23 protein-coding genes are annotated in these 25,389 nt (G+C 40.0%); 21 read left to right on the forward strand and 2 right to left on the reverse strand.

All coding sequences use genetic code 11. The features are described 5' to 3' along the window. The first annotated feature begins 91 nt into the window (after positions 1-91). From AN944_RS07435 to AN944_RS21755, 14 genes are all read left to right on the forward strand, one after another. On the forward strand, positions 92-1,780 hold the full coding sequence (locus tag AN944_RS07435; protein WP_055023971.1) for an alkaline phosphatase family protein: 1,689 nt from the start codon (positions 92-94) through the stop codon (positions 1,778-1,780). 155 nt (positions 1,781-1,935) lie between these two features. Further along, positions 1,936-4,242: a tetratricopeptide repeat protein gene (locus AN944_RS07440; RefSeq protein ID WP_055024060.1), complete on the forward strand. Its 2,307-nt coding sequence runs from the start codon at positions 1,936-1,938 to the stop codon at positions 4,240-4,242. Between the two features lie 452 nt (positions 4,243-4,694). After that, entirely contained in the window at positions 4,695-5,831 is a 1,137-nt protein-coding gene (hyaA, locus tag AN944_RS07445; RefSeq protein ID WP_055023972.1) for a nickel-dependent hydrogenase small subunit, read from the forward strand. Between the two features lie 3 nt (positions 5,832-5,834). After that, positions 5,835-7,538, forward strand: a complete 1,704-nt coding sequence (gene hyaB / locus AN944_RS07450; RefSeq protein WP_055023973.1) for a nickel-dependent hydrogenase large subunit — start codon at positions 5,835-5,837, stop codon at positions 7,536-7,538. Between the two features lie 38 nt (positions 7,539-7,576). Next, entirely contained in the window at positions 7,577-8,242 is a 666-nt protein-coding gene (gene cybH, locus AN944_RS07455) for a Ni/Fe-hydrogenase, b-type cytochrome subunit (protein WP_055023974.1), read from the forward strand. A gap of 3 nt (positions 8,243-8,245) precedes the next feature. After that, positions 8,246-8,800 (forward strand): HyaD/HybD family hydrogenase maturation endopeptidase, encoded by a 555-nt coding sequence (locus tag AN944_RS07460; RefSeq protein WP_055023975.1) that lies wholly within the window; start codon positions 8,246-8,248, stop codon positions 8,798-8,800. Continuing rightward, a complete protein-coding gene (locus AN944_RS07465) occupies positions 8,793-10,778 on the forward strand; it encodes a hypothetical protein (RefSeq protein WP_055023976.1) in 1,986 nt (661 codons plus the stop codon). The genes AN944_RS07460 and AN944_RS07465 overlap by 8 nt, the downstream gene beginning before the upstream one ends. A gap of 10 nt (positions 10,779-10,788) precedes the next feature. After that, positions 10,789-13,317 (forward strand): carbamoyltransferase HypF, encoded by a 2,529-nt coding sequence (hypF, locus tag AN944_RS07470; protein WP_055023977.1) that lies wholly within the window; start codon positions 10,789-10,791, stop codon positions 13,315-13,317. Positions 13,318-13,420: 103 nt separating this feature from the next. Continuing rightward, positions 13,421-14,134, forward strand: a complete 714-nt coding sequence (gene hypB / locus AN944_RS07475; protein ID WP_055023978.1) for a hydrogenase nickel incorporation protein HypB — start codon at positions 13,421-13,423, stop codon at positions 14,132-14,134. A 4-nt stretch (positions 14,135-14,138) separates the two neighbouring features. Beyond that, entirely contained in the window at positions 14,139-14,375 is a 237-nt protein-coding gene (locus AN944_RS07480; protein WP_055023979.1) for a HypC/HybG/HupF family hydrogenase formation chaperone, read from the forward strand. 2 nt (positions 14,376-14,377) lie between these two features. Next, complete coding sequence (hypD, locus tag AN944_RS07485) at positions 14,378-15,508, forward strand: hydrogenase formation protein HypD (RefSeq protein ID WP_055023980.1); 1,131 nt, start codon at positions 14,378-14,380, stop codon at positions 15,506-15,508. Then, positions 15,495-16,508, forward strand: a complete 1,014-nt coding sequence (gene hypE, locus AN944_RS07490) for a hydrogenase expression/formation protein HypE (protein WP_055023981.1) — start codon at positions 15,495-15,497, stop codon at positions 16,506-16,508. Before hypD ends, hypE begins: the two co-directional genes overlap by 14 nt. Beyond that, a complete protein-coding gene (hypA, locus tag AN944_RS07495; protein WP_055023982.1) occupies positions 16,508-16,855 on the forward strand; it encodes a hydrogenase maturation nickel metallochaperone HypA in 348 nt (115 codons plus the stop codon). The genes hypE and hypA overlap by 1 nt, the downstream gene beginning before the upstream one ends. A gap of 64 nt (positions 16,856-16,919) precedes the next feature. Further along, positions 16,920-17,084, forward strand: a complete 165-nt coding sequence (locus AN944_RS21755; RefSeq protein WP_162838650.1) for a hypothetical protein — start codon at positions 16,920-16,922, stop codon at positions 17,082-17,084. 71 nt (positions 17,085-17,155) lie between these two features. Here AN944_RS21755 and pgm read toward each other — a convergent pair whose 3' ends face one another. Together pgm and seqA are read right to left on the reverse strand one after the other, a co-directional pair. Further along, positions 17,156-18,796, reverse strand: coding sequence for a phosphoglucomutase (alpha-D-glucose-1,6-bisphosphate-dependent) (gene pgm / locus AN944_RS07500; RefSeq protein WP_055023983.1), 1,641 nt, complete (start codon positions 18,794-18,796; stop codon positions 17,156-17,158). A gap of 20 nt (positions 18,797-18,816) precedes the next feature. Further along, entirely contained in the window at positions 18,817-19,485 is a 669-nt protein-coding gene (gene seqA / locus AN944_RS07505) for a replication initiation negative regulator SeqA (protein ID WP_055023984.1), read from the reverse strand. A gap of 340 nt (positions 19,486-19,825) precedes the next feature. On the opposite strand from seqA, the gene AN944_RS07510 reads away from it, so the two are divergent. The 7 genes from AN944_RS07510 (at position 19,826) to AN944_RS07540 (ending at position 25,286) form a co-directional block, all read left to right on the forward strand. Then, complete coding sequence (locus AN944_RS07510) at positions 19,826-20,590, forward strand: alpha/beta fold hydrolase (RefSeq protein WP_055023985.1); 765 nt, start codon at positions 19,826-19,828, stop codon at positions 20,588-20,590. Positions 20,591-20,701: 111 nt separating this feature from the next. After that, positions 20,702-20,923 (forward strand): DUF2788 domain-containing protein, encoded by a 222-nt coding sequence (locus tag AN944_RS07515; protein WP_055023986.1) that lies wholly within the window; start codon positions 20,702-20,704, stop codon positions 20,921-20,923. An 8-nt stretch (positions 20,924-20,931) separates the two neighbouring features. Next, complete coding sequence (gene ybfE / locus AN944_RS07520; RefSeq protein ID WP_055023987.1) at positions 20,932-21,204, forward strand: LexA regulated protein; 273 nt, start codon at positions 20,932-20,934, stop codon at positions 21,202-21,204. A gap of 49 nt (positions 21,205-21,253) precedes the next feature. Next, entirely contained in the window at positions 21,254-21,781 is a 528-nt protein-coding gene (gene fldA / locus AN944_RS07525) for a flavodoxin FldA (protein ID WP_055023988.1), read from the forward strand. 123 nt (positions 21,782-21,904) lie between these two features. After that, positions 21,905-23,128, forward strand: coding sequence for an elongation factor P maturation arginine rhamnosyltransferase EarP (gene earP, locus AN944_RS07530; RefSeq protein ID WP_055023989.1), 1,224 nt, complete (start codon positions 21,905-21,907; stop codon positions 23,126-23,128). A gap of 47 nt (positions 23,129-23,175) precedes the next feature. After that, positions 23,176-23,736 carry an elongation factor P gene (efp, locus tag AN944_RS07535; RefSeq protein ID WP_055023990.1) on the forward strand — a complete coding sequence of 187 codons (561 nt, stop codon included), beginning with the start codon at positions 23,176-23,178 and terminating at the stop codon, positions 23,734-23,736. A 335-nt stretch (positions 23,737-24,071) separates the two neighbouring features. Then, complete coding sequence (locus AN944_RS07540) at positions 24,072-25,286, forward strand: pyridoxal phosphate-dependent aminotransferase (RefSeq protein WP_055023991.1); 1,215 nt, start codon at positions 24,072-24,074, stop codon at positions 25,284-25,286. The last annotated feature ends 103 nt before the right edge of the window (positions 25,287-25,389 follow it).

Here is a 25,389-nt window from a genome sequence, read left to right on the forward strand (position 1 = left end):
ATTTATCATTTTAAGGATCTCTGTTAAACATATCTAAGTAAGTATCAATATTGAGTACACACTTCGACCACTATGTTGAAAAGGATATCAAATGAAATGGACGCCAATCGTTGCCGCTTTATCAGTTTGTCTTGTAAATCAGGTTGATGCTAAAGAGCCTAAATTAATCTTACAGATCACTGTTGACCAATTACGCGCTGATTTACTCAACCGCTATCAACATCACTTTACCGATGAAGGATTCAACTACCTTATTGATGAAGGCGTGTATTATACCGAAGCCCATCACCAACATGCCATTACAGAAACAGTTGTTGGCCACACCACTTTGGCGACAGGCGCACATCCTTCGAGTCATGGTATGGTGAGTAATTTATGGTTTGATAAACAATTACAGCAGCCCATCTATAACGTTCAAGATAAAACTCACCCTTTGATCAGTGCCAATGCCGCTGTTGATGCTGAAAATGAAATAGACCCCACGCAAAAAGCCAGTAAAGTTGAAGGCCGTTCACCTAAAAATATCTTAGCGACCACCTTTAGTGATGAGCTCACTGCCAGTAACAATGGTAAATCCAAAGTATTTGCAGTGTCAGTAAAAGACAGAGCTGCAATTACACTTGCAGGTCACACAGGAAAAGCTTTTTGGTTCTCTAAATCAGCGGGTGAGTTTGTCAGCAGTCAATATTATTTTGATCAATATCCACAATGGGTTAATGAATTCAATCAACAAAATGATATTGCAAAATATGCAGATACGTCTTGGACGTTATCAAAAGAATCAACTGAATATTTGTTTGGTGATAATGCGGCTCATGACTGGAAAACTAAATTACCAGGTTACGGTATTACATTCCCACATCAATTTGGAAAGCGAGACAATCCGTATTTCAGTACGTTTTTAACTGTCAGCCCAGTCGGTGACGAAATGACGGCCAATTTTGCTAAATCAGTCATAGAACATAATCAATTAGGTCAAAACAAAGTCACTGATTATTTATCTGTTAGTTTTTCGTCTACGGATTATGTTGGCCATATTTTTGGGCCATCTAGTTTAGAAGCAGAAGATAATTTACTTCGTCTTGATAGAACGCTAGCCAGTTTATTTTCTTATGTCGATGACAAAGTAGGTTTAGATAATACGTTAATTGTATTATCAGCAGATCATGGCGCACCTGAAGCACCTGGCTATTTAACCCAATTTGGCACCAAAGCCACTCATTTTGATTTAGCCTCTCTAGAAAAACAACAAGATATCGTTAAACTAAAAAAAGGCTGGAAGATTAGCGGTAATTTGTTTTCCAATGCTTGGCAACCTTATGTCAATTTAGATCACGATGCCCTTAAAAAAAGTGGAATTAAATTGAAAGATGCAACGTCTGTAGTCGCTAACGTTCTAAATAATGTTGCAGGCATACATCGTGCCTACAGTTATCATCATTTACTAGAAGGTGCAGTGCCTAAAGATGAGATAACTCAAAAGGTCATTAATAGTTTTTACCCCAGCCGCTCAGGTGATATCTACATCGTATTTGAGCCAAATGTATTCGTAGCAGATTTCGATGGCCTCAATGTCGCATCTGTACATGGTTCCCCATGGCGTTATGACACTCACGTTCCAATAATCTTTGCTGGATTTAAACTCGATGGGCAACAGATTGAACGACCTGTCGCCACCGTCGATGTAGCCACTACCTTAAGTGCCATTCTTGGTATTAATGCGCCATCGAGTGCTGCTGGTTTTCCATTAAAAGAAGTGATTAAACAATTTAATGATTAATCACTTTTACAAAATAACGACGTTTCGTGGTTATATCTATTGCAAACAAAAAGCCAAACTTATGTTTGGCTTTTTCAATTAGTCATCAGTTAGTGTTGGTAAAATGTAAAATTGGCTTTACTATAAAAGTCCTTTTGATAAATAGCCGTTTTAATATGAAATTCAATCAGCTAGTTTTGTATGCCAGCATTCTTATTACTTCTTATTGTTACCACTCAATAACACAAGCCGCTGAGTTCGTCGGAACGGATCAATGTATAGATTGCCATCAAACTGAATATAAAGACTGGCAAGGTTCACATCATGATATGTCAATGCGTCATGCAAATGCCGAATCGGTATTAGGGAATTTCGACAATTCCTCTCTCACAGTCAAAGGTGAAGTATATCGATTATTTAAAATAGATGACCAATACTGGGTGAATACAAAAGGGCCTGACGGAAAGTTTAATGATTATCAAATCAGCTACACGTTTGGCTACCATCCATTACAACAATATATGGTTGAGTTCCCTGATGGTAGGCTACAACTTATTCCATTAGCATGGGATGCCCGAGATCAAGAGCAAGGTGGGCAAAGATGGTTTCACCTTTACCCAGATATGGAACCCTATGATGAATTCTTCTGGACTAATAATGGCCAGAACTGGAATTACATGTGTGCTGATTGTCATTCTACAAACATCAGCAAAAATTATGATGCTGAAAAAAATCAATACAATACGACTTGGTCCGAGATTAATGTAGGTTGCGAGGCTTGCCATGGCCCCGCCAGCGATCACTTGTATTGGGCAAGCCAGCAACCTAACACCTCAAATGTAAAAGCTAAAATCAAAGGCAATAGCCAAGCGACGCACCAAGATGATAGTAAAACGAAAATAAATGAAGCGACTTTCGGCTTTGAGCGTACTTTATCGCCGAAAGTAGGAAAATGGGTCTATAAAAAAGGTCAGAAAATATTAACCCCAACAGAAGTTAAGGGATCTGATCAATTAGCCACGTGTGGTCAATGTCATAGCCGTAGAGCGCAAATAAGTGACCAAAATGATCACATTAAAGGCAACTTTTATGATAAATACATTTTGAATGCTGTCACTGCAGATCTGTATTATCCAGATGGTCAAATTTATGATGAAGTGTTTGTTTTAGGTTCATTTAAACAATCCAAAATGCATCAAGCTGGGGTAGTCTGCAGTGATTGCCATAACCCTCATAGTAATAAACTTAATGCGCCAATCGAGTCGATTTGTTTTAAATGCCACTTACCTAGTGAATATACCGCTGACACTCATAGCCAACATAAATCAGGCACAGACGCAGCGCAGTGTGTGACCTGTCATATGCCTAAAACGACGTATATGGACGTTGACCCTCGAGCCGATCATAGTTTTAAAGTTCCTAGACCAGATATCAGTTTAAAAATCGGCACTCCTAACGTTTGCACATCTTGTCATACCGATAAAGACAACCAATGGGCTGATAATGCAATTAAGCAACGTTACCCACAATCAAATTATCGACAAACTGACTCTTTTGCTACAGTGTTTGCTCAAGCTGCTGTAGGCGTACCGACGAGCGGAGATAGCTTATCGTATATTGCTCAAAATAATGCTAACCCAGATATCATAAGAGCATCAGCATTAAGTAGATTAAGTGATTACCCTGGACAAAATGCTTTAGTTGCAATCATGCGTGGTGTTAAACAAGAAGATCCACAAATCAGGCTGGGTGCTATTGCTGGTGTGACCTCATATCCATTTTCTGACCGTTGGCAAATCATAAGTCCGTTACTTGATGACCCTGTACTTGCAGTAAGAACAGAAACGGCAAGTTCTCTCATTAATGACTGGGCAAGTATGACTCATACCCAACAAGAAAAACTTCGCTCCGCTTTGGATGAGTATCTAGCAATTCAATCCTTTAATGCAGATCGAGGTTTTGGTTTGATGAATACAGCTAACGTATATTTAGCCCAAGGAAAAATACAACAAGCAGAGAAGAGCTATTTAAAAGCAATTGAAATTGAACCTATTTTTGCCACAAGTTATGCCAATTTAGCTGATTTATATCGACAAACCGGTGATGATGACAAGTCCTTAGCTATTTTAAAACAAGGAATAACTAATCAACCTAAAGCGGGGTTACTAAGGTATAGCGCAGGACTTAATTTATATCGACAACAGCAACTTGCAGAAGCAATTGACTACTTCGAACAAGCAACGAAAGTAGAACCAAGAAATCCTCAATACTGGTATGTATTCGGACTCGCGCAAGAGAAAATAGATATAAAAAAAGCAATGAACTCAATCGAGCAAGCTTATAAAGTGGGTAATAACCCACAACATTTGTATGCGTTATGCGAGTTTAAAATAAAACATCGTGACCCAACAACGAATGCTTGTATTAATCGACTGTCAAAAATTGTTCCTCCACAGGTAATTAAGCAATTAACTGGACGTTAAGCATGAATGACTATTTTTAGATTAAGGTACGCGCCTTACAGTGCACTCAAGGTTACAATAAACTCTGTAATCTTGAGTCACTAGTCTGTGTGAGCGCTTTTATCTGAAAAGGTTAATTATATATATCAAATTAAGAACAACCTCCAGCAATCCAACCCCCCCCTTCTAAAACAGATATCCAAAAATTGCATTTCCTATAAATGGAAACGCAATTATATTTATTGCAATTCGCTCTGTTTTTACAAGGAAAAAGGGTTTTATTCTGCGAATTCTCTCTTAAACCTTAGCAACCTAAATTAGCATCAATTGATTAAAATCAAATCAAACCTCATTGTTCGCAAATTAAATCAATCAAGTGTTTTAAAGTTGATTTATATCAATATGCCTCAGTTCAAGCCTCTTTATATTGTGTCCATATAGTTTGATCCTTCACCACGGAATAAGGTTGATTCATGGATACACACTCAGCTCTCTATAACCGCTGCAAGACACGATTGGCACAACTTCGTGAAATTGCACCTCGCCAAACCGTTACCCTAGAAGAAAAATTAAAGGAAAATGGCATCACTCGTCGTGAATTTATGACTTGGAGTGCGTCAGTAACGGCTTTATTAGCACTGCCCTTGCCTTTTACGAGTTTAGTTTCTGAAGCTGCAGAACTGGCCGATCGTGTGCCACTTATATGGCTACATATGGCTGAGTGCACTGGTTGTTCAGAATCACTTATACGAACTGATACACCTAACTTAGACAGTTTAATATTTGATCATATCTCCCTTGAATATCATGAAACCCTTATGGCTGCATCAGGCTGGCAAGCTGAAGAAAATTTAGAACATGCACTGGAAGCTTATAAAGGTAACTATTTACTCGCAGTTGAAGGGGCTATTCCGACCGCAAATAATGGCGCCTATTTAACCGTTGGCTGTAAAGGACATACAGGGCTTCATATCGTTAAAGAAGCAGCTGAAGGTGCTGCTGCAATTATTTCAGTTGGCACTTGTGCTGCCTTTGGTGGTGTTCAAGCAGCAGCGCCAAATCCAACTGGTGCTAAAGGGGTACAAGATGTCATTAACAAACCTGTTATTAACTTAGGAGGCTGCCCACCAAGTGAAAAAAACATCGTCGGCACTCTGATGTATTTCATTATGTTTGGCAAACTTCCCGCTTTAGATATGTTTAACCGTCCTAAGTGGGCATATGGCGCACGCGTTCACGACAATTGTGAAAGACGTGGTCGCTTTGATGCCGGTGAGTTTGTTGAAACCTTTGGTGACCAAGGTGCAAAAGATGGCTACTGCTTGTATAAAGTCGGCTGTAAAGGCCCATACACCTACAACAATTGCCCAACTGAACGATTTAACCACCACACCAGTTGGCCTGTGCTTGCAGGGCACGGCTGTATTGGCTGCTCAGAACCGAACTTCTGGGATGACATGGCTGATTTTGAAAAACCACTCGGGAGGCAATTACTTCACGGAGTTGATGCAACAGCAGACACTATCGGCGCAGTTATTTTAGGCGCAACCGTTGTAGGAATCGGTGCACATGCCGTCGCTAGCCTTTTTGCCAAGCCTTTAGAGGAATAACTCATGAACAAACGTGTCGTAATCGATCCTATTACTCGTATTGAAGGTCACCTTCGTGTTGAAGTCGAAGTTGATGAAAATAATGTCATTCAAAAAGCATGGTCTTCTTCAACTTTATGGCGTGGCATAGAAGTCATTTTAAAAGGCAGAACTCCAATGGATGTTGGCCTGATTGTGCAACGGATCTGTGGTGTGTGTACCTATTCTCATTACCGTTGCGGAACCGAGGCTGTTGAAAATGCGCTTGGCGTTAAAATACCACTGAATGCAAAGTATTTACGCTCATTAATGCAAACCTCGCTCTATATGCATGATCACATTGTTCACTTCTATCATTTACACGGTTTGGATTGGGTTGATGTGGTTTCAGCATTATCAGCTGATCCCGCGCTCGCTGCACAAGAGGCATTAAAATATACGGCAAATCCCATTGCAGCTGGTGAAGGTGACTTACGTGCCGCTCAAGAGCGTGTTAAAGGCTTAGTTGATACCGGTAAACTAGGTCCGTTTGCCAATGCTTACTGGGGAAATAAAACCTATAAATTTACGCCAGAACAAAATCTAATAGCCCTATCTCACTATCTCAAAGCATTAGAAGTACAACGAGTAGCAGCTGAAATGCTGGCGATATTCGGGGGTAAATCCCCTCACCCGCAATCATTAGTAGTTGGTGGAGTGACAGCGGTTCGAGATATGTTAAGCCCTGCTCGCTTACAAGAATGGAAACAAAAACACGCAATCGTACAGGATTTTATATTACGTGCTTATAAAGCCGATATCGTCATGGCAGCGGCAGCATTTGGTTCAGAACCAAGTGTGTTAGGCGGCGTTAATGTCAAAAACTTTATGGCCACCAATGATTTTGTATTAGCTGATGGTCAATACATGTTTGACCAAGGCGTCATTATGAATGGTGATTTAGCAGGCGTAACTGATATCGATCCTGATTCAATTAAAGAAGATGTGACGCATGCTTGGTATGAAGCAGATAATGCGCAACATCCATACGAAGGCACTACTGTCCCTAACTATACCGGTTTTGTTGAACGAGACACGGTTTACGGCAAATTACCAACGGTAGATGGTGATGGTAAATACTCTTGGGTTAAATCACCACGATACAAAGATGAACCCGTTGAGGTTGGACCGCTCGCATCATTACTTGTGAGTTATGCCCGTGGTAATAAGGTCGTTGTTAATTCAGTTAATGGTTTACTTGAAGCAACTGGATTACCCATTGAAGCTTTATTTACCACATTAGGACGCACAGCGGCTCGCATGCTTCAAACCGTAATTGTTGCAGAAGAAGGATTAAAAACCTTTGATGCGATGCTAGTCAATATGCAATCAGACGAAAGCACCTTTGTTACACCAGAAATAGATTCTTCTAAGGATTATGTTGGTCACGCAATGATTGAAGCCCCTAGAGGAATGCTAAGTCATTGGATCCGCATTAAAGGCGGAAAAATTGAAAACTATCAGGCGATTGTACCAACGACTTGGAATGCTGGCCCCGTAGATGTAAACGGTAAAGTAGGCCCCTATGAAGCGTCTTTAATTGGGCTTGAACTTGAAGATCCTAGTAAACCTTTAGAAGTGATTCGTATCATCCACTCGTTTGATCCTTGCATGGCATGTGCTGTACATGTGATGGACTTTAAAGGTACCAGTTTAGGCGAGTTTCGTATCGACCCTAATGGACTCTAATGGACTATAACGAGACGACTGTCGAAGAGGATTGAATTATGACTCAGGTTGCTACGCATCACAGAGAACTCATATTTTCACCAGCAATAAGGATATTTCATTGGCTTAGAGCATTAGCCATTGTTGTGTTAGTTGTGACAGGCTTTTACATTTCTTGGCCTTTTTTAGTGGCACCAGAGTCATCTGATGTATTGGTACAAGGCTGGATCAGGTTTGCTCACATTGTTTTTGGCTTTGTATTAACTAGTGTCACGCTTATTCGTTTTTATTTGTTCTTTTTTGGAAAAAGCAGTATCGAAAGACGTTCTATGAAAGATGTACTCAGTGTTAAAAGCTGGATTGTTCAAATTAAATCCTACATTTGGATGGGACACCTTGATAAAGCGGGTGTTTACGGGCCACTTCAGTTTGTCACTTATGTTGCCATTTCATTGGTAGCGTTATTCATGTGCATTACTGGCTTGGTACTTTACGCCAACGTTTATCATGAAGGTTTAGGTGGCTTACTGTGGGATGTGTCTGCATGGTTCACTGCGATAATGGGGGGTTTAGCACAAGTCAGAATATGGCATCACATTCTGACTTGGGTATTTATCGTCTTTGTGGTCATTCATGTCTATATGGCCGTGTGGTCTGGTATTCGCTTCAAACATAACGCTGTGGACTCTATCGTGTCAGGTTATGACTACCATAAGGATCATTAAGCCTTGACCTCTACCTTACTTATAGGAATAGGAAACGTATTGTACGCCGATGAAGGTATCGGCGTACATTTCGTTAATTATATCCAAGAGAAATATCAATTTTATCATCCTAATATCACACTCGATTTATTAGATGGCGGTACCCTAGCCCAAGGGTTAATTCCAATATTATGCCGTTACGATAATTTGATTGTCGTCGATACCGTCAACAGTCCTGGGGTTCAACCAGGCGAAGTTTACTCGTTTAACTTTGATCAAGCTCCACCAGAAATTGATTGGCAAGGTAGTGCTCATGAAGTTGAAATGCTGCAAACCTTAATCATGATGGAAATGGTGGGCGACCGTCCAAATACCCATGTTATTGGTGTAACACCAACTGTGATTGAACCAATGACATTAGGTTTAACCCCTCAAATACAGGCCGCAGTGCCAGTGATGGAACAAGCCTTACTTAAGCATCTCAGTTTTCAGGGCTTTAGCTCAAAATGTATTGCAGAGGTCGACATCAATTCATTAATCCCTGATTCTTATAAGCGTGGAGCAAACATGTATGCCTAAAATCAGGTTTAACTTTTATTGCCATCAACCAATCGCGCTGTACGCAAAGTTGTGTAATCAGTACATCAATGATAATCGGTATTTTTTCACTACAATCCACCAGCTGCATCGGGAGCAACAATTTGATGTGTTGCACCAATATTGTATTGAAGTTGAAGCTGAAGAAAATCAGCTAACCGTAATTGCAGACGAGATAGCCGAGCGTTTTTTATATTCAGTTTGGCTTGAACGAGCCGAAGTTATTCGTATTACAGAAAGAATCGGCTCACAGGAGCAAATCCAACATTCAAAGCTCAATCAATATTTTTGTCATGCTTGCAGTAAGCCCATAGCACACCATACAATTCCAGCTGATATCTCATTCGCTTGCCAACAATGCCATGGTGAAAATAATCTTAAACCTTATGAGATAGGCTATAGTCATCATGATATTGCTCAACTTACGACAAAACTGATTAAGGGCGACACGGTTGAGCTAACTTCTGATCTGAAAGCAAGCAGTATAGATCAAGCCAATGGCATCAGGTTATCTTTACTTCCTTTAGCAGCCCAGCAGCTTGACAAAAAAGCATGGCGTCAACAAATTTGTCCACATATCTTAGTGACAAACCCTGAGCGTATCAGTCGTTATTTCCATATTGCGCCACATCAAGTCCATGCTTTATCAAGCCTTGAAAAACCATCAATAACATTACTTCCTAACAAGCAGCCTTCAGAGGCTGAATCGAGATTAAGTGAAACCCATTATCAAGTGTGTTTTGCAGATTCACGGCTACTATTGCAACTATCAACACACTTGCGACTACAAGGCATTGATTGGCTTTATATTGATAAACAACAAGATGACCTCGCATTAAGCTGGGTAAACCTTGCCTGGGTCGCAAACAAAACTAATGCTGCAGAGGTTAACATCCCTGCTCCTATGCCAAGACATGATATTCAAACTTATGATCAATATGAGGCTACAAATTTAAAAGAGACGATTACTTGTAAATCAACGCTATTACCAAGCGGTATAACAAGCAGTCCACATGTAAAAATACCAGATACAGTTACTCCGATAGCAAAGGTATTTTCAGGGTTTGAGGCCGCGAGCTGTGCATTACATGCTGGGATACTGGCGAATTCTTTCTCAGCATCTCAATATAAAGCCACTAGACGTCAAATAAACAAACAAAAAGCAACGAGTGCAGCCTGTATCTACTTATCAAACCAACACCCTAGTTGTGTGATCACTCAAGATACATCAGCAAAGCATGATTGCTTTTTAATGATGCCCGATATTGCTAAATCAGGCGTAAGCATTCTCGCTGAACTAGATAAAAACAAGCATCAAATTAGCGATAAGTTTCAACAAAAATCTAGTCAACGTTGCCAAATCATTAAATCTGTTTCTTTTAGCTCACACAATACTAGCAATAGCTTAGAGCGATTTATCGCAGTAGTGGCCTTGTTTGTATTATCTGAAGCGGACATACGGGCAATTACGCCGTGTAACTTAACGACTGATGCAGAAACTCAACCGCTAACTTGTAAGCACATCGCCCAGTTAGCCGCTAAATTTCATCAATTAGCCCAATTATACAATGGAAACAATGCCCCACGTATCGACTTCCCGTTATGTGCATATAACGGAGAAAACACTTCTGATTCACAAAAACGTTCGATTAACTGGCAGCAAACGCTTTCATCAGTAATGAGTTTTATGCTTGCTGATGCCAACCCTGCAATAGTGGCCTTTGGTTTTTTTGACTCTTTAGCTGACTATTTAAGTAACTGGATGGATCATCTTGACCAGGAAATGGGTCTTGATGCTGTTGTCTTAGCCGGAAGTGATTTCAGGTACTCAGTGTTAGCAGATAGGCTGTGTTTGCGCTTAGGGAAAAATTATCCAATTGTCGTCAATCGACTACTTGATTTAGACGGTGCAAACCTCGCAGTGGGTGGTTTATTCCTAGCTAAACGTCGACGTTACTAAGGAGTCTTTTATGACCATACACCAAGGTTACCGTCAACAAGTCAGACTTAACATCAATGGAATTGTTCAAGGGGTTGGATTTAGACCCTTTGTTTACCGGTTAGCGACTGAATTGAATCTCGTCGGTTCAGTATTGAATAATCAGCAAGGCGTTTGTATTCATTTACAAGGGTTAAACACCGATATTAACCGTGTTGTGCATCAATTAAAGGTGAACCCGCCTCCTCTAGCTAGAATTGATAAATTGATGATCAAAGAAGAAGCGATTGATCGCGATTTAACACAATTTGAAATAAAAACCAGTCACAGTGAAGACGTCGCAGTCGTTTCAATATCCGCAGACAAAAGCACTTGTGGAGATTGTTTACTGGAAATGCGCGATCCTAATAACAGACATTATTTGTATCCTTTTACCAACTGCACCAATTGTGGGCCACGCTATAGTATCGTTAAACAATTGCCATATGATCGCGTTAATACCTCAATGGCAACGTTTGAAATGTGTGATGATTGCGCACATGCCTATCATGACCCATTAAATCGACGTTACCATGCTCAACCTGTGAGTTGTCCTAATTGCGGTCCGCAAATACGCTACTCTCAAATCAACTCGGATAAAACAATCACATCAAATGCCAATGCCAAACCTCACAACAGTCAACATGTATTGCAAGCAGTGGTTAACGATCTTAACCAAGGTAAAATTATCGCAATAAAAGGCTTAGGGGGATTTCATTTAATATGTGATGCAACAAACGCCAAAGCAGTGAACACTCTACGCCTTCGTAAACAGCGTAAAACTAAACCTTTTGCAGTTATGGCTGTTGATATTAACCAAGCTAAGCAAATAGTTTCGGGTTCATTAAAAGAGTGGCAAATCCTTAATTCAGCTGAAAAGCCCATAACATTATTAAAAAAACGTGATGATATTGCATCTACAATATGCGACGACATTGCACCGGGTATTGATACTTTAGGGGTATTTTTACCCTACACACCATTACATTACTTACTGTTAGATTTATTTAAAAAACCTATTGTTGCAACCAGTGCCAATAAGTCTTCTATGCCAATCATCACGGACTCACAAAACATCATGAGTCAACTAGGCGATGTAATTGATGGAATACTCGACCATAACCGAGATATCGTCAATGCGTGTGATGACAGTGTCGTGCAGGTCATAAATGATGAGTTACAAGTGATAAGGCTTGCTCGGGGTTACGCACCGTTAAGTATTCCATTACCTCACTCTTTAAAACATGCCCTACTAGGAGTGGGTGCACAGCAAAAAAATACCCAATGCTACGCTTTTAATGAGAACGCATTTGTTAGCCCTTATATTGGTGATTTATTTAATTTAGAAACTGATCAGCATTTCATTAAAACCTTATCGACATTCAACCGGCTTTATCAATTTAACCCTGAACAGATTATTACTGATAAACACCCGACTTATTCTTCAAGCCAGTGGGCTGCAAAACAAGCTGATTTACATCAACTCCCCCTAGCTAAAGTTCAGCACCACTATGCACATGTATTAAGTGTTTTAGCGGCTAACAATTATCAGCATAACGTAATTGCATTTAGTTTTGACGGCACAGGTTTGGGAGATAATGAACAGCTCTGGGGCAGCGAGTGTATGGTTGCTGATGCTGACGGTTTTGAACTTAAAGCACATCTTAACTCGTTTAAATTAATTGGCGGTGAACAAGCTATCAAACAACCAGTAAGAATTTTACTGGCTTTGTTATTTGAGAGTATGACAATTGAACAAGTCATGTCATTACCCATTAATGCAATACAACAAATGGACAAAAGCACGATTACCAATTTACATACCATGTGGCGTAATGATACGGCATGTATCCATAGTCGCTCTATGGGGCGACTGTTTGATGCCGTCGCTGTAGCACTTGATTTAATTGTACAAAATGATTTTGAAGCTCAATCAGGCATGTTAATTGAAACTTATGCAAATGAAGCCATTAAATCGCTGCAATCCCCTCAAAATCAAGTTAATGCTTTAGATCTGCTTACACTACAGCGCTTAGACCAGACACTGCCTGACGCTTGTCCTGTTCCCCATTTGAGTATGGAAGCAAATACAAGTAAAGATCAGGTACTAAATAAAAGTCCGGCCGTATTTAACACGGCTTTATTAATACAGCAGCTAGTTAAGGCATTACCTGAAACCTCGTCAGATAATAAGCAAGCGCACCTTTGTTTAGCATTTATCAATAGTATCGCTGACATGGTGTATGACATAGCCAACCAGTCTTCACATCTTAAAGTCGTACTCTGCGGCGGCGTTTTTCAAAATAAACTTTTGAATGAACTCGTAAGAATTAAGCTCACTACCCATGACACTCACCTTGTTAGTAACCTTAAAACCTATGCCAACCGCTCAGAAATAAATGCGATGAAAAACACACGTATTTTACCTAGTCACAAAGTACCCATTAATGATTCGGGAATTTCAGTTGGGCAAGTTTGGTACGCGTATCAGCAACTTAATAGATCACAAACTCAGCATTAACTCATGATAAGAGATAAATAGCTGATATGAATCAAAGAAGTATTACCAACGCTTATTGATACTGGTTTGTACTAGATTCAGGGCGTTTTAAAGGAGTAAATATATGTGCCAAGATTGCGGATGCTCACTGACAGATCATAATCATCTTCATAGTAACCCACAGCTGAATGACACGAAAACCTTGTCGGTTATTCATAAAATACTCGACAAAAATGATCATGAAGCTCAGCATAATCGTGAGCATTTTGAAGCTAATCAGGTTCGTGCTTTTAATTTAATGAGTAGCCCTGGTAGTGGCAAAACAACATTACTCGAACACTTACACGAATATTTAGCTAAAAAGTATGCTGTCGTTGAAGGCGATTTAGAAACCTCACGCGATGCGGATCGTCTTATTGCTAAAGGCATAGAAGCATACCAAGTACAAACGGGTTCAGCTTGTCACTTAGACGCATTTATGGTTCATCAAGCATTACATCATATCGATCTTGCGCCTATTGATATCTGTTTTATTGAAAACGTTGGTAATCTGGTCTGCCCTGCAAGCTATGATGTTGGTACCCATCGAAATATCGTTTTACTGTCAGTACCCGAAGGTGACGATAAAATTGAAAAATACCCTGTCATGTTTAGACGTGCTGATCTGGTATTAATCACCAAAATGGATTTAGCAGAACACTTTGATTTTTCATTACTAGAGTGTCGTAAACAACTTCAAAAGCTCAATCCAGATGTCACCCTCATGCCAATATCTATTAAGGACCCACAATCTATCACTGCCGTAGCAAATTGGCTTAATAAGCAATTAGAGGAATAACATTATGTGCTTGTCTGTGCCTTCTCAAGTAACGCAAGTGCATGCTGACTCCACAGTAACTGTCGATACCTTAGGTGTAAAACGTCGTGTTAGTTCTCATCTAATGTCTGAGCCTCTATTAATCGGTGATTTTGTGTTGATACACATCGGATTTGTAATGAATAAAATTGATGAGGAAGATGCAAAACTGAGCTTAGCGTTATACAGAGAAATCGTTGAAAAACTTGAGCAAGAGGAATAAGCATAATGGAATTATCCAACTTGTATAAAGAATTTCGCGATCCGAAAACCATTAGAGCACTTGCTAATGCTATTAAATCTTATGCTAAGACGGTTAATCAAGATATTAACATAATGGAAGTGTGTGGTGGGCATACACACACCATTATGAAATACGGTTTAAATCAACTACTACCATCTAATATCAAATTTATTCATGGGCCTGGCTGCCCTGTGTGTATCATGCCAAAAGAACGCATTGACCATGCCGCCACGTTAGCAATGCAGCCTAATGTCATTTTACTCACATTAGGCGACATGATCAGAGTGCCCGGTTCAAAAGGCAGTTTAGCCAAAATTCGCTCACAAGGTGCAGATATTAGGCCTTTATATGATCCAATGGATGCTTTAAATATTGCAAAACAGCACCCTGATAAACAGGTGATATTTTTTGCAATTGGCTTTGAAACCTCTACACCTATGACTGCGGTACTGATTGATCAAGCTGAAAAGCAGCAAATCAATAACTTATTATTTCATATAAACCATGTACTTGTTCCACCAGCCATTGATGCTGTTATGGCTGATAAAAGAACCCAAGTAAATGCCTTTATTGGACCTGCGCATGTGAGTGTTATAAGCGGAGCTAAAATATATCGTCCAGCTGTAGACCAATATCAAACCCCTGTCGTGGTTTCAGGCTTCGAACCTGTCGATGTTATGGAGTCAATTCTTAATATTGTTAAACAAAAGGCCCAGCAAAAATCAGAATTACAAATTCAATATAGCCGCGCAGTCACTGAAGATGGCAATGTCGCAGCACAAGCACTCATCAATCAATATCTGACAACTAAAACGTCTTTTCGTTGGCGTGGCCTAGGTCCTATACCCAATTCAGCGCTGACTTTAAAACATGAATATGCTCACCGAGATGCTGAAGTCATTTTTCAATCTCAATTACCCAGTGAAGAAATTGATGATCATAAAGCTTGCCAGTGCGGTGACATACTGCGGGGGTTATCTAATCCGCCAGATTGTAAAGTGTTTGGTAAAGGCTGCACGCCAGACAACCCATTAGGTAGCTGTATGGTCAGCTCAGAAGGAGCGTGTAACGCTTATTATCGCTACGCAGGAGTCGCACATGCCAATATGTAAAAACGATCGGATCCAACTAAGTCACGGCGGTGGCGGTAAAGAAATGAATGTATTGATCCATGACATGTTTTTTAAAGCCTTTGCCAATCCATTTTTGGCCGCTGAAGAAGATGCCGCACAACTGCAGCTGTGTGGTACGACAGCTTTTACAACAGATTCTTTCACTGTAGACCCGTTATTTTTTGCGGGTGGAAATATTGGCAAACTCGCTATTGCAGGTACTGTTAACGACTTAGCCATGATGGGTGCCATACCAGAATACTTAAGTTGCAGCTTTATCATTGAAGAAGGCTTTGCAATAACAGATCTGCAAACAATAGTGACGAGTATGGCTGACGAGATACAGCACTGCGGTGCACATATCGTGTGCGGTGACACTAAAGTTGTGCCTAAAGGGTGTGCTGATGGTATTTTTATCAATACCTCAGGCATTGGCCAAATTGTTAAACCTGATATTTCCGTGAAAAACTTACAACACGACGATGTGATAATCGTTTCTCGAGATATAGGAAGACATGGCGCTGCAATTCTAATGGCAAGAGACAGTTTAACGTTGGAATCGACACTCACAAGCGACTGCGCGACATTGTGGCCGATAGTTGAGCAACTTATTGCATCAAATGTAGACATTCATGCGATGCGTGATGCTACTCGAGGTGGCCTTTCAGCTGTGCTTAATGAATGGGCGCAAGCATCTAATGTTGGTATCAATATCAATGAAACCGCCATTCCAGTCTCTTCGGAAGTACAAGGGCTGTGTGAGCTGTATGGATTTGAACCCTTTGATTTAGCCAATGAAGGCACGTTTATTATTGCCTTGCCACGCAGTGCAGCAGATAAAGCACTAGAAGTCATGGCTCAGTATTGCCATTGCGATCAAGCAGCCATTATTGGCAATGTAACAGACAAGAATCCAGGTAAAGTCGTGCTCAATACACCTTGGGGTAGTAGCCGATATTTAGATATCCCTCAGGGTGAATTACTACCAAGGATTTGCTAATGCACGAATACTCGATTGTGATGTCTCTAATGGAACAAATTACTCAGCTTGCTAAAGATAATAATGCAACTGACATCATAAGGGTCGATATAAAAGTCGGTGTATTGAGTGGCGTTGAACCACAGTTACTTCAAACGGCTTTCGATACCTTTAAGCTGGGCACTATTTGTAATGATGCTGAATTAAATCTGCAACAACAGGCATTAGTTATCAAGTGTCGGCAATGTAATCAACAAACTGAATTAACTCAGCGAAATATTGTTTGCCCACACTGTTTAAGCTATGAAACACAAGTCATTGATGGCGAAGATATGATGCTCATGCAACTTGAAATGAATTCGATTTGAAAGAATTAACACTGTTCAAAATTGATTGTTTAACATAACCAACTTAATGATAAAGGACACGACTATGAAAACTAAAATCGCAGCGGTACTCTTGGCTATCACACCGTCACTCGCTATGGCACATGAAGGTCATGGCGGTGTTGGCCTTTTCCATCACATGTATGAAGTGGTGCCAGCGATAGTATTAGTCGCTATCGTTGCTTTTATTTTCTACAAGAAATCTAAGTAGCAATGACAACCTCAAAACAAAAAGCCCTCTACTGAGGGCTTTGAAGTCACTATTTATTAATTAATAAATAGCTATGCTTTTAAGGCAGTATCAATCATCACCTGAGCTTGACTGATTATGTCTTGCAGATGGGTTTCGCTTACAAAGCTTTCTGCATATATTTTGAAAAGTGCTTCAGTACCTGAAGGACGTGCAGCAAACCAGCCATTTTCGGTTGTCACCTTAATACCGCCAATCGCAGCGTTATTACCTGGAGCGTGAGACAATATAGCGGTAATGTCTTCGCCTGCTAGGGTTTTATCGGTAAAACTATCTGATGATAATTGCTCAAACTTAGCTTTTTTCTTTAAGCTAATTGGACTGTCGATTCGGGTATAAAAGCTTTCACCGAATTTGTCGGTTAACTCAGCGTATCGCTGTGCTGGCGTTTTGCCCGTTACCGCGATTATTTCAGCAGCAAGCAAAGCTAAAATAAAGCCATCTTTATCTGTACACCAAGTGCTACCATCTTTATTCAAAAAGGCTGCACCTGCACTTTCTTCACCACCAAACGCAATCGTACTTTGAGCCAACCCATCAACAAACCATTTAAATCCGACAGGTAACTCTAGACATTGACGCTCATGGGATTGGCAGATACGGTCGATAATTGCACTCGAAACCAACGTTTTACCGATAGCTAAGTCAGCAGACCAATCTCTTCGGTAAGTAAGTAAATAATCGATTGCTACAGCTAAATAATGATTTGGATTCATTAAGCCAAAACCGGGGCAAACAATGCCATGTCTATCGTAATCAGGATCATTACCTACACAAACATCAAAGTTTTCACTGTGTGCTAATAAGCCAGCCATAGCGTAAGGAGAAGAACAATCCATACGAATTTTGCCATCTTTATCTAATGGCATAAAGCTAAATGACGGATCAACTTTGTCATTAATGACGGTAATATCTAACCCATGTGCTTGTGCAATCTGGGACCAGTAATAGATACCAGATCCGCCTAATGGATCGACACCAATACGAATGTTAGCTTTTGCAATAGCTTCCAGGTCAATAACACTGCTTAATGCATTGACATATGGAGCGATAAAATCAACGTGATCAATCCAACCTGAATCTACTGCAACACCATAATTAACCTTGTTAACACCAGAGAGTTGTTTGGCAAGATATTCATTAGCTTTAGCTTCAATTTGTTTAGTAATCTCAGCTTCAGCAGGCCCGCCATGTGGTGGATTATATTTAATCCCGCCATCTTGTGGAGGATTATGAGAAGGAGTAATAATTAAGCCATCAGTTAAATCGGTACTGTTTCGATTAGCTGCAACGATAGCTTGAGAAACCACAGGAGTTGGGGTAAATCCATCATCCTTTTGAACGCAGACTTTGACTTGATTTGCTGTTAGGACTTCAAGTACTGACATGTACGCTGCATAAGATAATGCATGAGTATCAAAGCCAACAATCATTGGGCCCTTGATGCCGGCTTGTTGACGGTAATCAACGACAGCTTGGGTGATTGCCCAAATATGGTTCTGGTTAAAGCTCGCTTTTAATGCGCTACCACGATGGCCAGAAGTTCCAAAAGTCACCTTTTGCTGAACATCGTCAACATTCGGGATGATGCGATAATAATGGCTCATTAATTTAGGTAAATTGATTAAATCTGACTGTTGAGCCACAGTCCCTGCTCTTTGATGAATCGCCACCCGTAATCTCCCTATCGTAATTAAATGTTATCTGCTATCGATTTTGCCTGAGATTCATTACAACCTAATTGCAATAATACTTCCGATAAAATCGTACGCTTTTTCGCCGTATTATTGTTGGTTGTTACCCAATAACCGCTGTCACCAATTTCCTTTGGATTAGCAGATTGACTTGCTGATAATAATTCAGCTTTTGAACGTGCAAAATACAAACGACCGCGACCTTGAATTTTAAGGATTTGGTCAAATGTTGAAGGTGTTAATACTGATAGTGATTCAAGTAAGAACATAAAGCGACCTACTGCCCCTTTTTGCTGAGCTAGCATATGTTCATGAACCAAGGTACTAAAATCAACAGGTGTGTTTGGTGTCACAATATTTGCATCATTACCTGAAAGTGCAGCCGTGTTACTGACGGTGCTAACTTCTGCAGAGCTGGTTTCTACCTCTGATTCATCGGCTGACTGATCATTTTCTATTGAAGTAGCTTCAGATGAAACGGCAACAGATTGGGTATTTGCAGAAGCTTCTAGACTTGGGTGACTAATATCAAGTGGCTCTGCGTGCTCAACAGCTTCTACAGATAACTCTAACAAACGACGTAAAATATCAGATGCACTTTCGCCAATACGTTCTGTTTTGCTAGCAATATAACGATAGAGCTCTTCATCTACCTCAATATATTTCATATTAGTCTTATTCCTTTTGGCTTAAACGAATGCCGCCAAATGCATTGCCTTGTAAAACGTCATACTCTTAATCATTATGATAGTTATAAACAAGTTAAGGGCGGCTAAAGGATCGATTTTGATCGATCTTAATCATGTTCACAGTCTACCCATGTGTGGCAAAACGATAAAGAGCTAATGTCACTTAATCTCTTAAAAATGAGTCGATTTCATCAGTTAATCTTGCTGGTGGATTGATTAATGAACATTTTAGATTTTTTTAATCTGATAACTCACTTGAAATCCAGCTAGGTTTAAAGGCAAAATCACGCCTCATTAATCATCATGTAGAGAAAAGTGAATGCATTACGTTTCGACAGGACAAGGACCAGCAGTGGTATTAATCCACGGCTTATTCGGTAATTTAGACAACCTAAAGAATCTAGCGAATGCATTAGAGCCTCATTATCAAGTTATTCGTGTTGACTTGCCAAACCATGGACAAAGTCAGCACTGGCAACAAATGGATTACCCTCAATTAGCACAAGAATGTGTGAACCTATTGTCTACATTAGCAATACCAGAAGCCCACTTTGTTGGTCACTCGATGGGCGGCAAAGTCGCAATGGCATTGGCGCTACTTCATCCAGAAAAAGTAACCAGTTTGGTGGTCGCTGATATTGCGCCTGTGAGTTACTCACCAAGGCATCAAAAAGTGTTTGCTGGATTAACAAGCTTACCTCTTGATAGCAAAACCACCCGTAAAACGGCTTTAGAACATCTTTTAGCTGCTGACATTGATGTCGGCACTGCGCAGTTTTTACTTAAGAATCTACAACGCACAGATACGGGTTTTGAATGGAAAATGAATCTTGCTGGTCTCATTGAAAATTACCCGCAAATCATTGGCTGGGATATGCCTAACAACAGCTTCAATAAACCTTGTTTTTTCATTAGAGGTGGAGAATCTGAATACGTTACAGCAGAACATACAGACGCTATTATGCAACAGTTTCCAAAGGTGAGTGCTAAAACGATAAACGGTACTGGCCATTGGTTACATGCACAAAAGCCAGAGATTTTTAATCGTTTAGTTGTTGAGTTTATTGACAAGCATTCGGTATAAGTCTTTACGTAAATTTTAATCAATTGAACTAAGCAGATATAGCCCACGTATCATCAATGTGATATATTCCTGCCCTCTTTTTAGCCTTAAAGCAAAACGAATGGTAAAAACATGTTGAATCAATACATGGATCAAATTGAGACCTTAGGTCTAAACTTGTTTTTTGCTTTAATCTTTTTCTTTATAGGCATGGCGATTCACGATGTGCTCAAACAAGGTAAAGTACCTAAGTTTGGTCGTTATATCGTTTGGTTAGTATTATTCCTTGGCTGTGCCGGGTTTGTAGCAAAAGGTATTATTCAGATGACCTGGGAAGGCTCAGGCGTCGGTTAAACAAAACGATGGCAAAAGAATCAACAGACAGAACAACGATTGACCTGTTTGCTTCTGAAAAACGTCGTGGACGTCCAAGAAGCAATCCCTTAAGTCGGGAACAACAGCTAAAAATCAATAAGCGTAATCAGATCCAACGTGATCGCGCTAACGGATTAAAACGAATAGAGTTAAAGGTGTCACAAGTTTTGTATGACGCCTTGAACGAACAAGCATTGGCCAGTAACATCAGCCGTAGCCAGTTAATCGAATTAATCCTGCAACAACAAATCGACAACTGAACCGTTTTTTACAATTAGCAAGACGAACTAGATATTTAAAGGATAGACAATGGCAACTGTAGGTCTTTTTTTCGGTAGTGACACGGGTAACACCGAGGCTGTAGCCAAAATGATCCAGAAAAAACTGGGTAAGCAAATGGTTGATGTTAAAGACATCGCCAAAAGCACCAAGGAGCAAATCGCTGAATTCGATTTACTATTATTCGGTATCCCGACTTGGTATTACGGTGAAGCACAATGTGACTGGGATGATTTCTTTCCAGATCTAGAGCAAGTTGATTTCACAGATAAGCTAGTTGCTATCTTTGGTTGTGGTGACCAAGAAGATTACGCAGAGTACTTCCTGGATGCAATGGGCATGGTTGGTGATATTGTTTCTGCACGTGGTGGTATCATCATTGGTCATTGGCCAACCGACGGTTATGACTTTGAAGCTTCTAAAGGCTTAGTTAATGACAAACATTTCATCGGCTTAGGTATTGATGAAGATCGTCAACCTGAATTAACTGAAGAACGTGTTGATGCATGGGTTAAGCAAATTTACGAAGAAATGTGCTTAGCAGAATTGGAAGACTAATCTCGTCTCAATTCTCCTATTAAAAAGCGGCTTAAGCCGCTTTTTTTGAGTCCGCAACAAACTCATTAGAATAAGTCATAATTTCAACATGATAATCTAGCTAATTAAAGTGATGCCAACGCCGTGAATAAACAAGTTAATTATAATGCTCCTCACTGGGACGTCTTCTGTGCTGTTGTTGATAACTACGGTGATATCGGTGTCACTTGGCGATTAGCAAAACAGTTACATGCAGAATATGGCATTACGATTAACTTATGGGTTGATGATCTCAAAAGTTTCTCACATATTTTACCTAAGCTTGACCCGTTCGCTTCAATTCAATGCTTTTATGGTGTGAATATTTATCAATGGAACCAACCACTAGATATTACTTTTAAACCAGGAGAGCTGTTAATTGAGGCATTTGCCTGTGAACTTCCCTCACAGGTAATTGAAGTAATTGAGAGTCAACATCAAGCGTATAAGCAATCAAACGGTCATGCTATCGCACCGCCAAAGTGGATTAACCTTGAATACTTATCGGCAGAAGATTGGGTAAACGGCTGTCATGGCCTTCCATCTATGCAGCCTAGTGGCATCAAGAAGCATTTCTATTTCCCAGGTTTTACCCGAGAGTCAGGCGGCTTAATATTTGAATCTTCATTATTTGACGAACGGGATCAATGGCAATCAGATGTTTCTAATAAAATGGCCTTGTTTAGCCAACTAAATCTTAAAGGTATCGAGTCATCTGATACGGTAATTAGTGTATTTAGTTACGAATCCACTGCATTAACTCAGTTATGTAAGCATTGGACAAAGGGTACATTTGATCAAACTAGTGATGTTATTACTCCAATTCATGCTTTGATACCCAAAGGTAAAAGTTTATCGAGTCTTGCGTCACTTTTAGATATCCCAATCGACTCTATCAACAGCGGTCAATCATTTACTGTAGACCATTTAACTATTCACGTTTTACCCATGACAGATCAAACTCAGTTTGACCGCCTATTATGGAGCTGTGACCTCAATATCGTACGAGGGGAAGACTCGTTTTTACGTGCTCAATGGGCTGCAAAACCATTTATTTGGCACATATACCCGCAAGAAGATGATTATCATCTAGTAAAATTGCAGGCTTTTGTTAATATCTACATTCAGAAACTTGATGATGACATTGCAACTAATTGGTCTAAAACCAATTTTGCGTTCAATCAACAAGATGCTGATGTCGTTAAACATTGGCAAAAACTAATTTCAGCGCAATTGCCGTTATTGCAGCATGCAAAACAATGGGCAATTGATGCTAAAACAGGTGCAGATCTTGCGTCTCGACTGGTTCAATTCGTTAAAACCAGCTAAGATACTGCACAATTAAAATTACTACCTAAACATATAGGAATAATGCAATGAAAACTGCTCATGAACTCCGTCCTGGAAACGTGATCATGTTAGATGGCAGCCCATGGGTTGTTCAAAAAACTGAAACAACTCGCTCTGGCCGTAACGCTGCTATCGTTAAAATGAAGCTTAAAAACGTACTTTTAGACTCTACTACTGAAACCACCTTTAAAGGTGAAGATAAGATGGAAGACATCATCTTAGAGCGTTTAGACTGTACTTATTCTTACTATGCTGATCCTATGTATGTATTCATGGATGCAGAATATAACCAATACGATGTAGAAGCTGACAACCTAGGTGACGCTGCTGCATATATTGTTGATGGTATGGAAGAACAATGCTCTGTTACTTTCTACGAAGGTAAAGCGATTTCAGTTGAATTACCTGTCACTATCGTACGTGAAGTCACTTACACTGAGCCTGCAGCTCGTGGCGATACTTCTGGTAAAGTAATGAAGCCTGCAACTATCACTGGTGGCGGGACTGTTACTGTTGCTGAATTCGTTAAAATCGGCGATAAAATCGAAATCGATACTCGCACTAACGAATTCAAAAAACGCGTATAATCGCCAGCATAATTGATCATTGTTAATACAGTGATAATTAAGTGGTAATTAAGTGAATCAAAGGCCAGCAATTGCTGGCTTTTTTATTGGGTACATTGAAATTATTAAGACTTTATTCCACTAGCGTCTTTACCTTCCCCAGCCCTCACAAACAAGCAAAAACACTTTAAACTACACATTTACCAGAGTAATACTTCAACAACCTCACTTAACAACCTGCTCGTTAGAATAAAACGCTAAAAATATACTCTCAAAAATTAAATAGTGCTTTTATATCCCTATTAAATTCGTTATTGTTCGCTGACTTAAGTCGTATTTAGTAAGGTTAAGCAAGTATGCGTCCCATTATCAAATCCAATAAACTCGATAGCGTTTGCTACGATATTCGAGGCCCAGTTCACAAAGAAGCGCGTCGACTAGAAGACGAAGGCCATCGTATTTTAAAGTTAAACATTGGCAACCCCGCCCCATTTGGATTTGAAGCACCTGAAGAAATTGTTCGAGATGTCATTTTGAACCTGCCTAGTGCGCAAGGGTATTGTGAATCAAAAGGGTTATTCTCTGCCCGAAAGGCGATTGTTCAGCACTATCAAGCCCATGGTATTCATGGGATCGATATTGAAGACGTTTACATTGGAAATGGCGCATCTGAATTAATTTGTATGGCGTTACAAGGATTACTCAATACCGATGATGAAGTCCTTATTCCATCGCCTGATTATCCGCTCTGGACAGCTGCTGCAAACCTTGCAGGCGGAAAAGCGGTTCATTATCGCTGTGACGAAGAATCTGATTGGTTTCCTGACTTAGATGATATTAAAAGCAAAATCACTTCTAGAACTCGTGGTATTGTGATCATTAATCCTAACAACCCGACAGGCGCTGTTTACAGCAAAGCGTTGTTATTAGAAGTCATTGAGCTATGTCGTCAACATGACATTATTTTATTCGCCGATGAAATTTATGACAAAATCTTATATGACGAAGCCGTTCATACCCATGCAGCGTCCCTGTCAGATGATATTTTAACCGTTACGTTTAATGGCTTATCTAAGGCTTATCGTGCTGCAGGTTTCCGAGTCGGTTGGATGGTACTCAGTGGCAATTTACAATCGGCCAAAAACTATATTGAAGGTTTAGACATGTTGGCTTCAATGCGTTTATGCTCAAACGTGCCCAATCAACATGCAATTCAAACCGCATTAGGTGGATATCAGAGTATTAATGAATTAATCCTACCCAATGGTCGCTTAACGGCGCAGCGTGATGTATGTTATGAAGTATTAAACAGTATTCCTGGTGTTAGTGTTAAAAAGCCTAAAGGAGCGCTCTACGCTTTCCCTAAGCTCGATATGAAGAAATTCAATCTACGAGATGATGAACGCCTAGTACTTGATTTGTTGAAGTCACAAAAAATCTTATTAGTGCAAGGTACCGCTTTTAATTGGCCAGAACCCGATCATGTTCGTGTTGTCTTTCTACCTCATAAAGAAGATTTGCATAAAGCATTATCAGACTTTGGTAATTTCTTGGAAGATTATTCTCAATAAATAAAGCTCACGATGCTTGTACACAAACAAGATAAACATCAAAAGCTTGAAGATTAACTAGCCACTGCTTAAACAGTGGCTTTTTTATGCCTCTGAATAAAGG

Origin of the sequence: Shewanella sp. P1-14-1 (assembly GCF_001401775.1) — a bacterium.
GTDB classification, from domain to species: Bacteria; Pseudomonadota; Gammaproteobacteria; order Enterobacterales; family Shewanellaceae; genus Shewanella; species Shewanella japonica.

Coding starts and splice junctions, on each gene's coding strand:
- AN944_RS07435 (WP_055023971.1), top strand. CDS start 92: ATGAAATGGACGCCAATCGTTGCCGCTTTATCAGTTTGTCTTGTAAAT.
- hyaB (WP_055023973.1), top strand. CDS start 5,835: ATGAACAAACGTGTCGTAATCGATCCTATTACTCGTATTGAAGGTCAC.
- hypE (WP_055023981.1), top strand. CDS start 15,495: ATGCCAATATGTAAAAACGATCGGATCCAACTAAGTCACGGCGGTGGC.
- efp (WP_055023990.1), top strand. CDS start 23,176: ATGAAAACTGCTCATGAACTCCGTCCTGGAAACGTGATCATGTTAGAT.
- fldA (WP_055023988.1), top strand. CDS start 21,254: ATGGCAACTGTAGGTCTTTTTTTCGGTAGTGACACGGGTAACACCGAG.
- seqA (WP_055023984.1), bottom strand. CDS start 19,485: ATGAAATATATTGAGGTAGATGAAGAGCTCTATCGTTATATTGCTAGC.
- hypF (WP_055023977.1), top strand. CDS start 10,789: ATGACCATACACCAAGGTTACCGTCAACAAGTCAGACTTAACATCAAT.
- hypB (WP_055023978.1), top strand. CDS start 13,421: ATGTGCCAAGATTGCGGATGCTCACTGACAGATCATAATCATCTTCAT.
- AN944_RS07440 (WP_055024060.1), top strand. CDS start 1,936: ATGAAATTCAATCAGCTAGTTTTGTATGCCAGCATTCTTATTACTTCT.
- AN944_RS07540 (WP_055023991.1), top strand. CDS start 24,072: ATGCGTCCCATTATCAAATCCAATAAACTCGATAGCGTTTGCTACGAT.
- ybfE (WP_055023987.1), top strand. CDS start 20,932: ATGGCAAAAGAATCAACAGACAGAACAACGATTGACCTGTTTGCTTCT.
- AN944_RS21755 (WP_162838650.1), top strand. CDS start 16,920: ATGAAAACTAAAATCGCAGCGGTACTCTTGGCTATCACACCGTCACTC.
- AN944_RS07515 (WP_055023986.1), top strand. CDS start 20,702: ATGTTGAATCAATACATGGATCAAATTGAGACCTTAGGTCTAAACTTG.
- AN944_RS07480 (WP_055023979.1), top strand. CDS start 14,139: ATGTGCTTGTCTGTGCCTTCTCAAGTAACGCAAGTGCATGCTGACTCC.
- AN944_RS07465 (WP_055023976.1), top strand. CDS start 8,793: ATGCCTAAAATCAGGTTTAACTTTTATTGCCATCAACCAATCGCGCTG.
- hyaA (WP_055023972.1), top strand. CDS start 4,695: ATGGATACACACTCAGCTCTCTATAACCGCTGCAAGACACGATTGGCA.
- cybH (WP_055023974.1), top strand. CDS start 7,577: ATGACTCAGGTTGCTACGCATCACAGAGAACTCATATTTTCACCAGCA.
- hypA (WP_055023982.1), top strand. CDS start 16,508: ATGCACGAATACTCGATTGTGATGTCTCTAATGGAACAAATTACTCAG.
- AN944_RS07510 (WP_055023985.1), top strand. CDS start 19,826: ATGCATTACGTTTCGACAGGACAAGGACCAGCAGTGGTATTAATCCAC.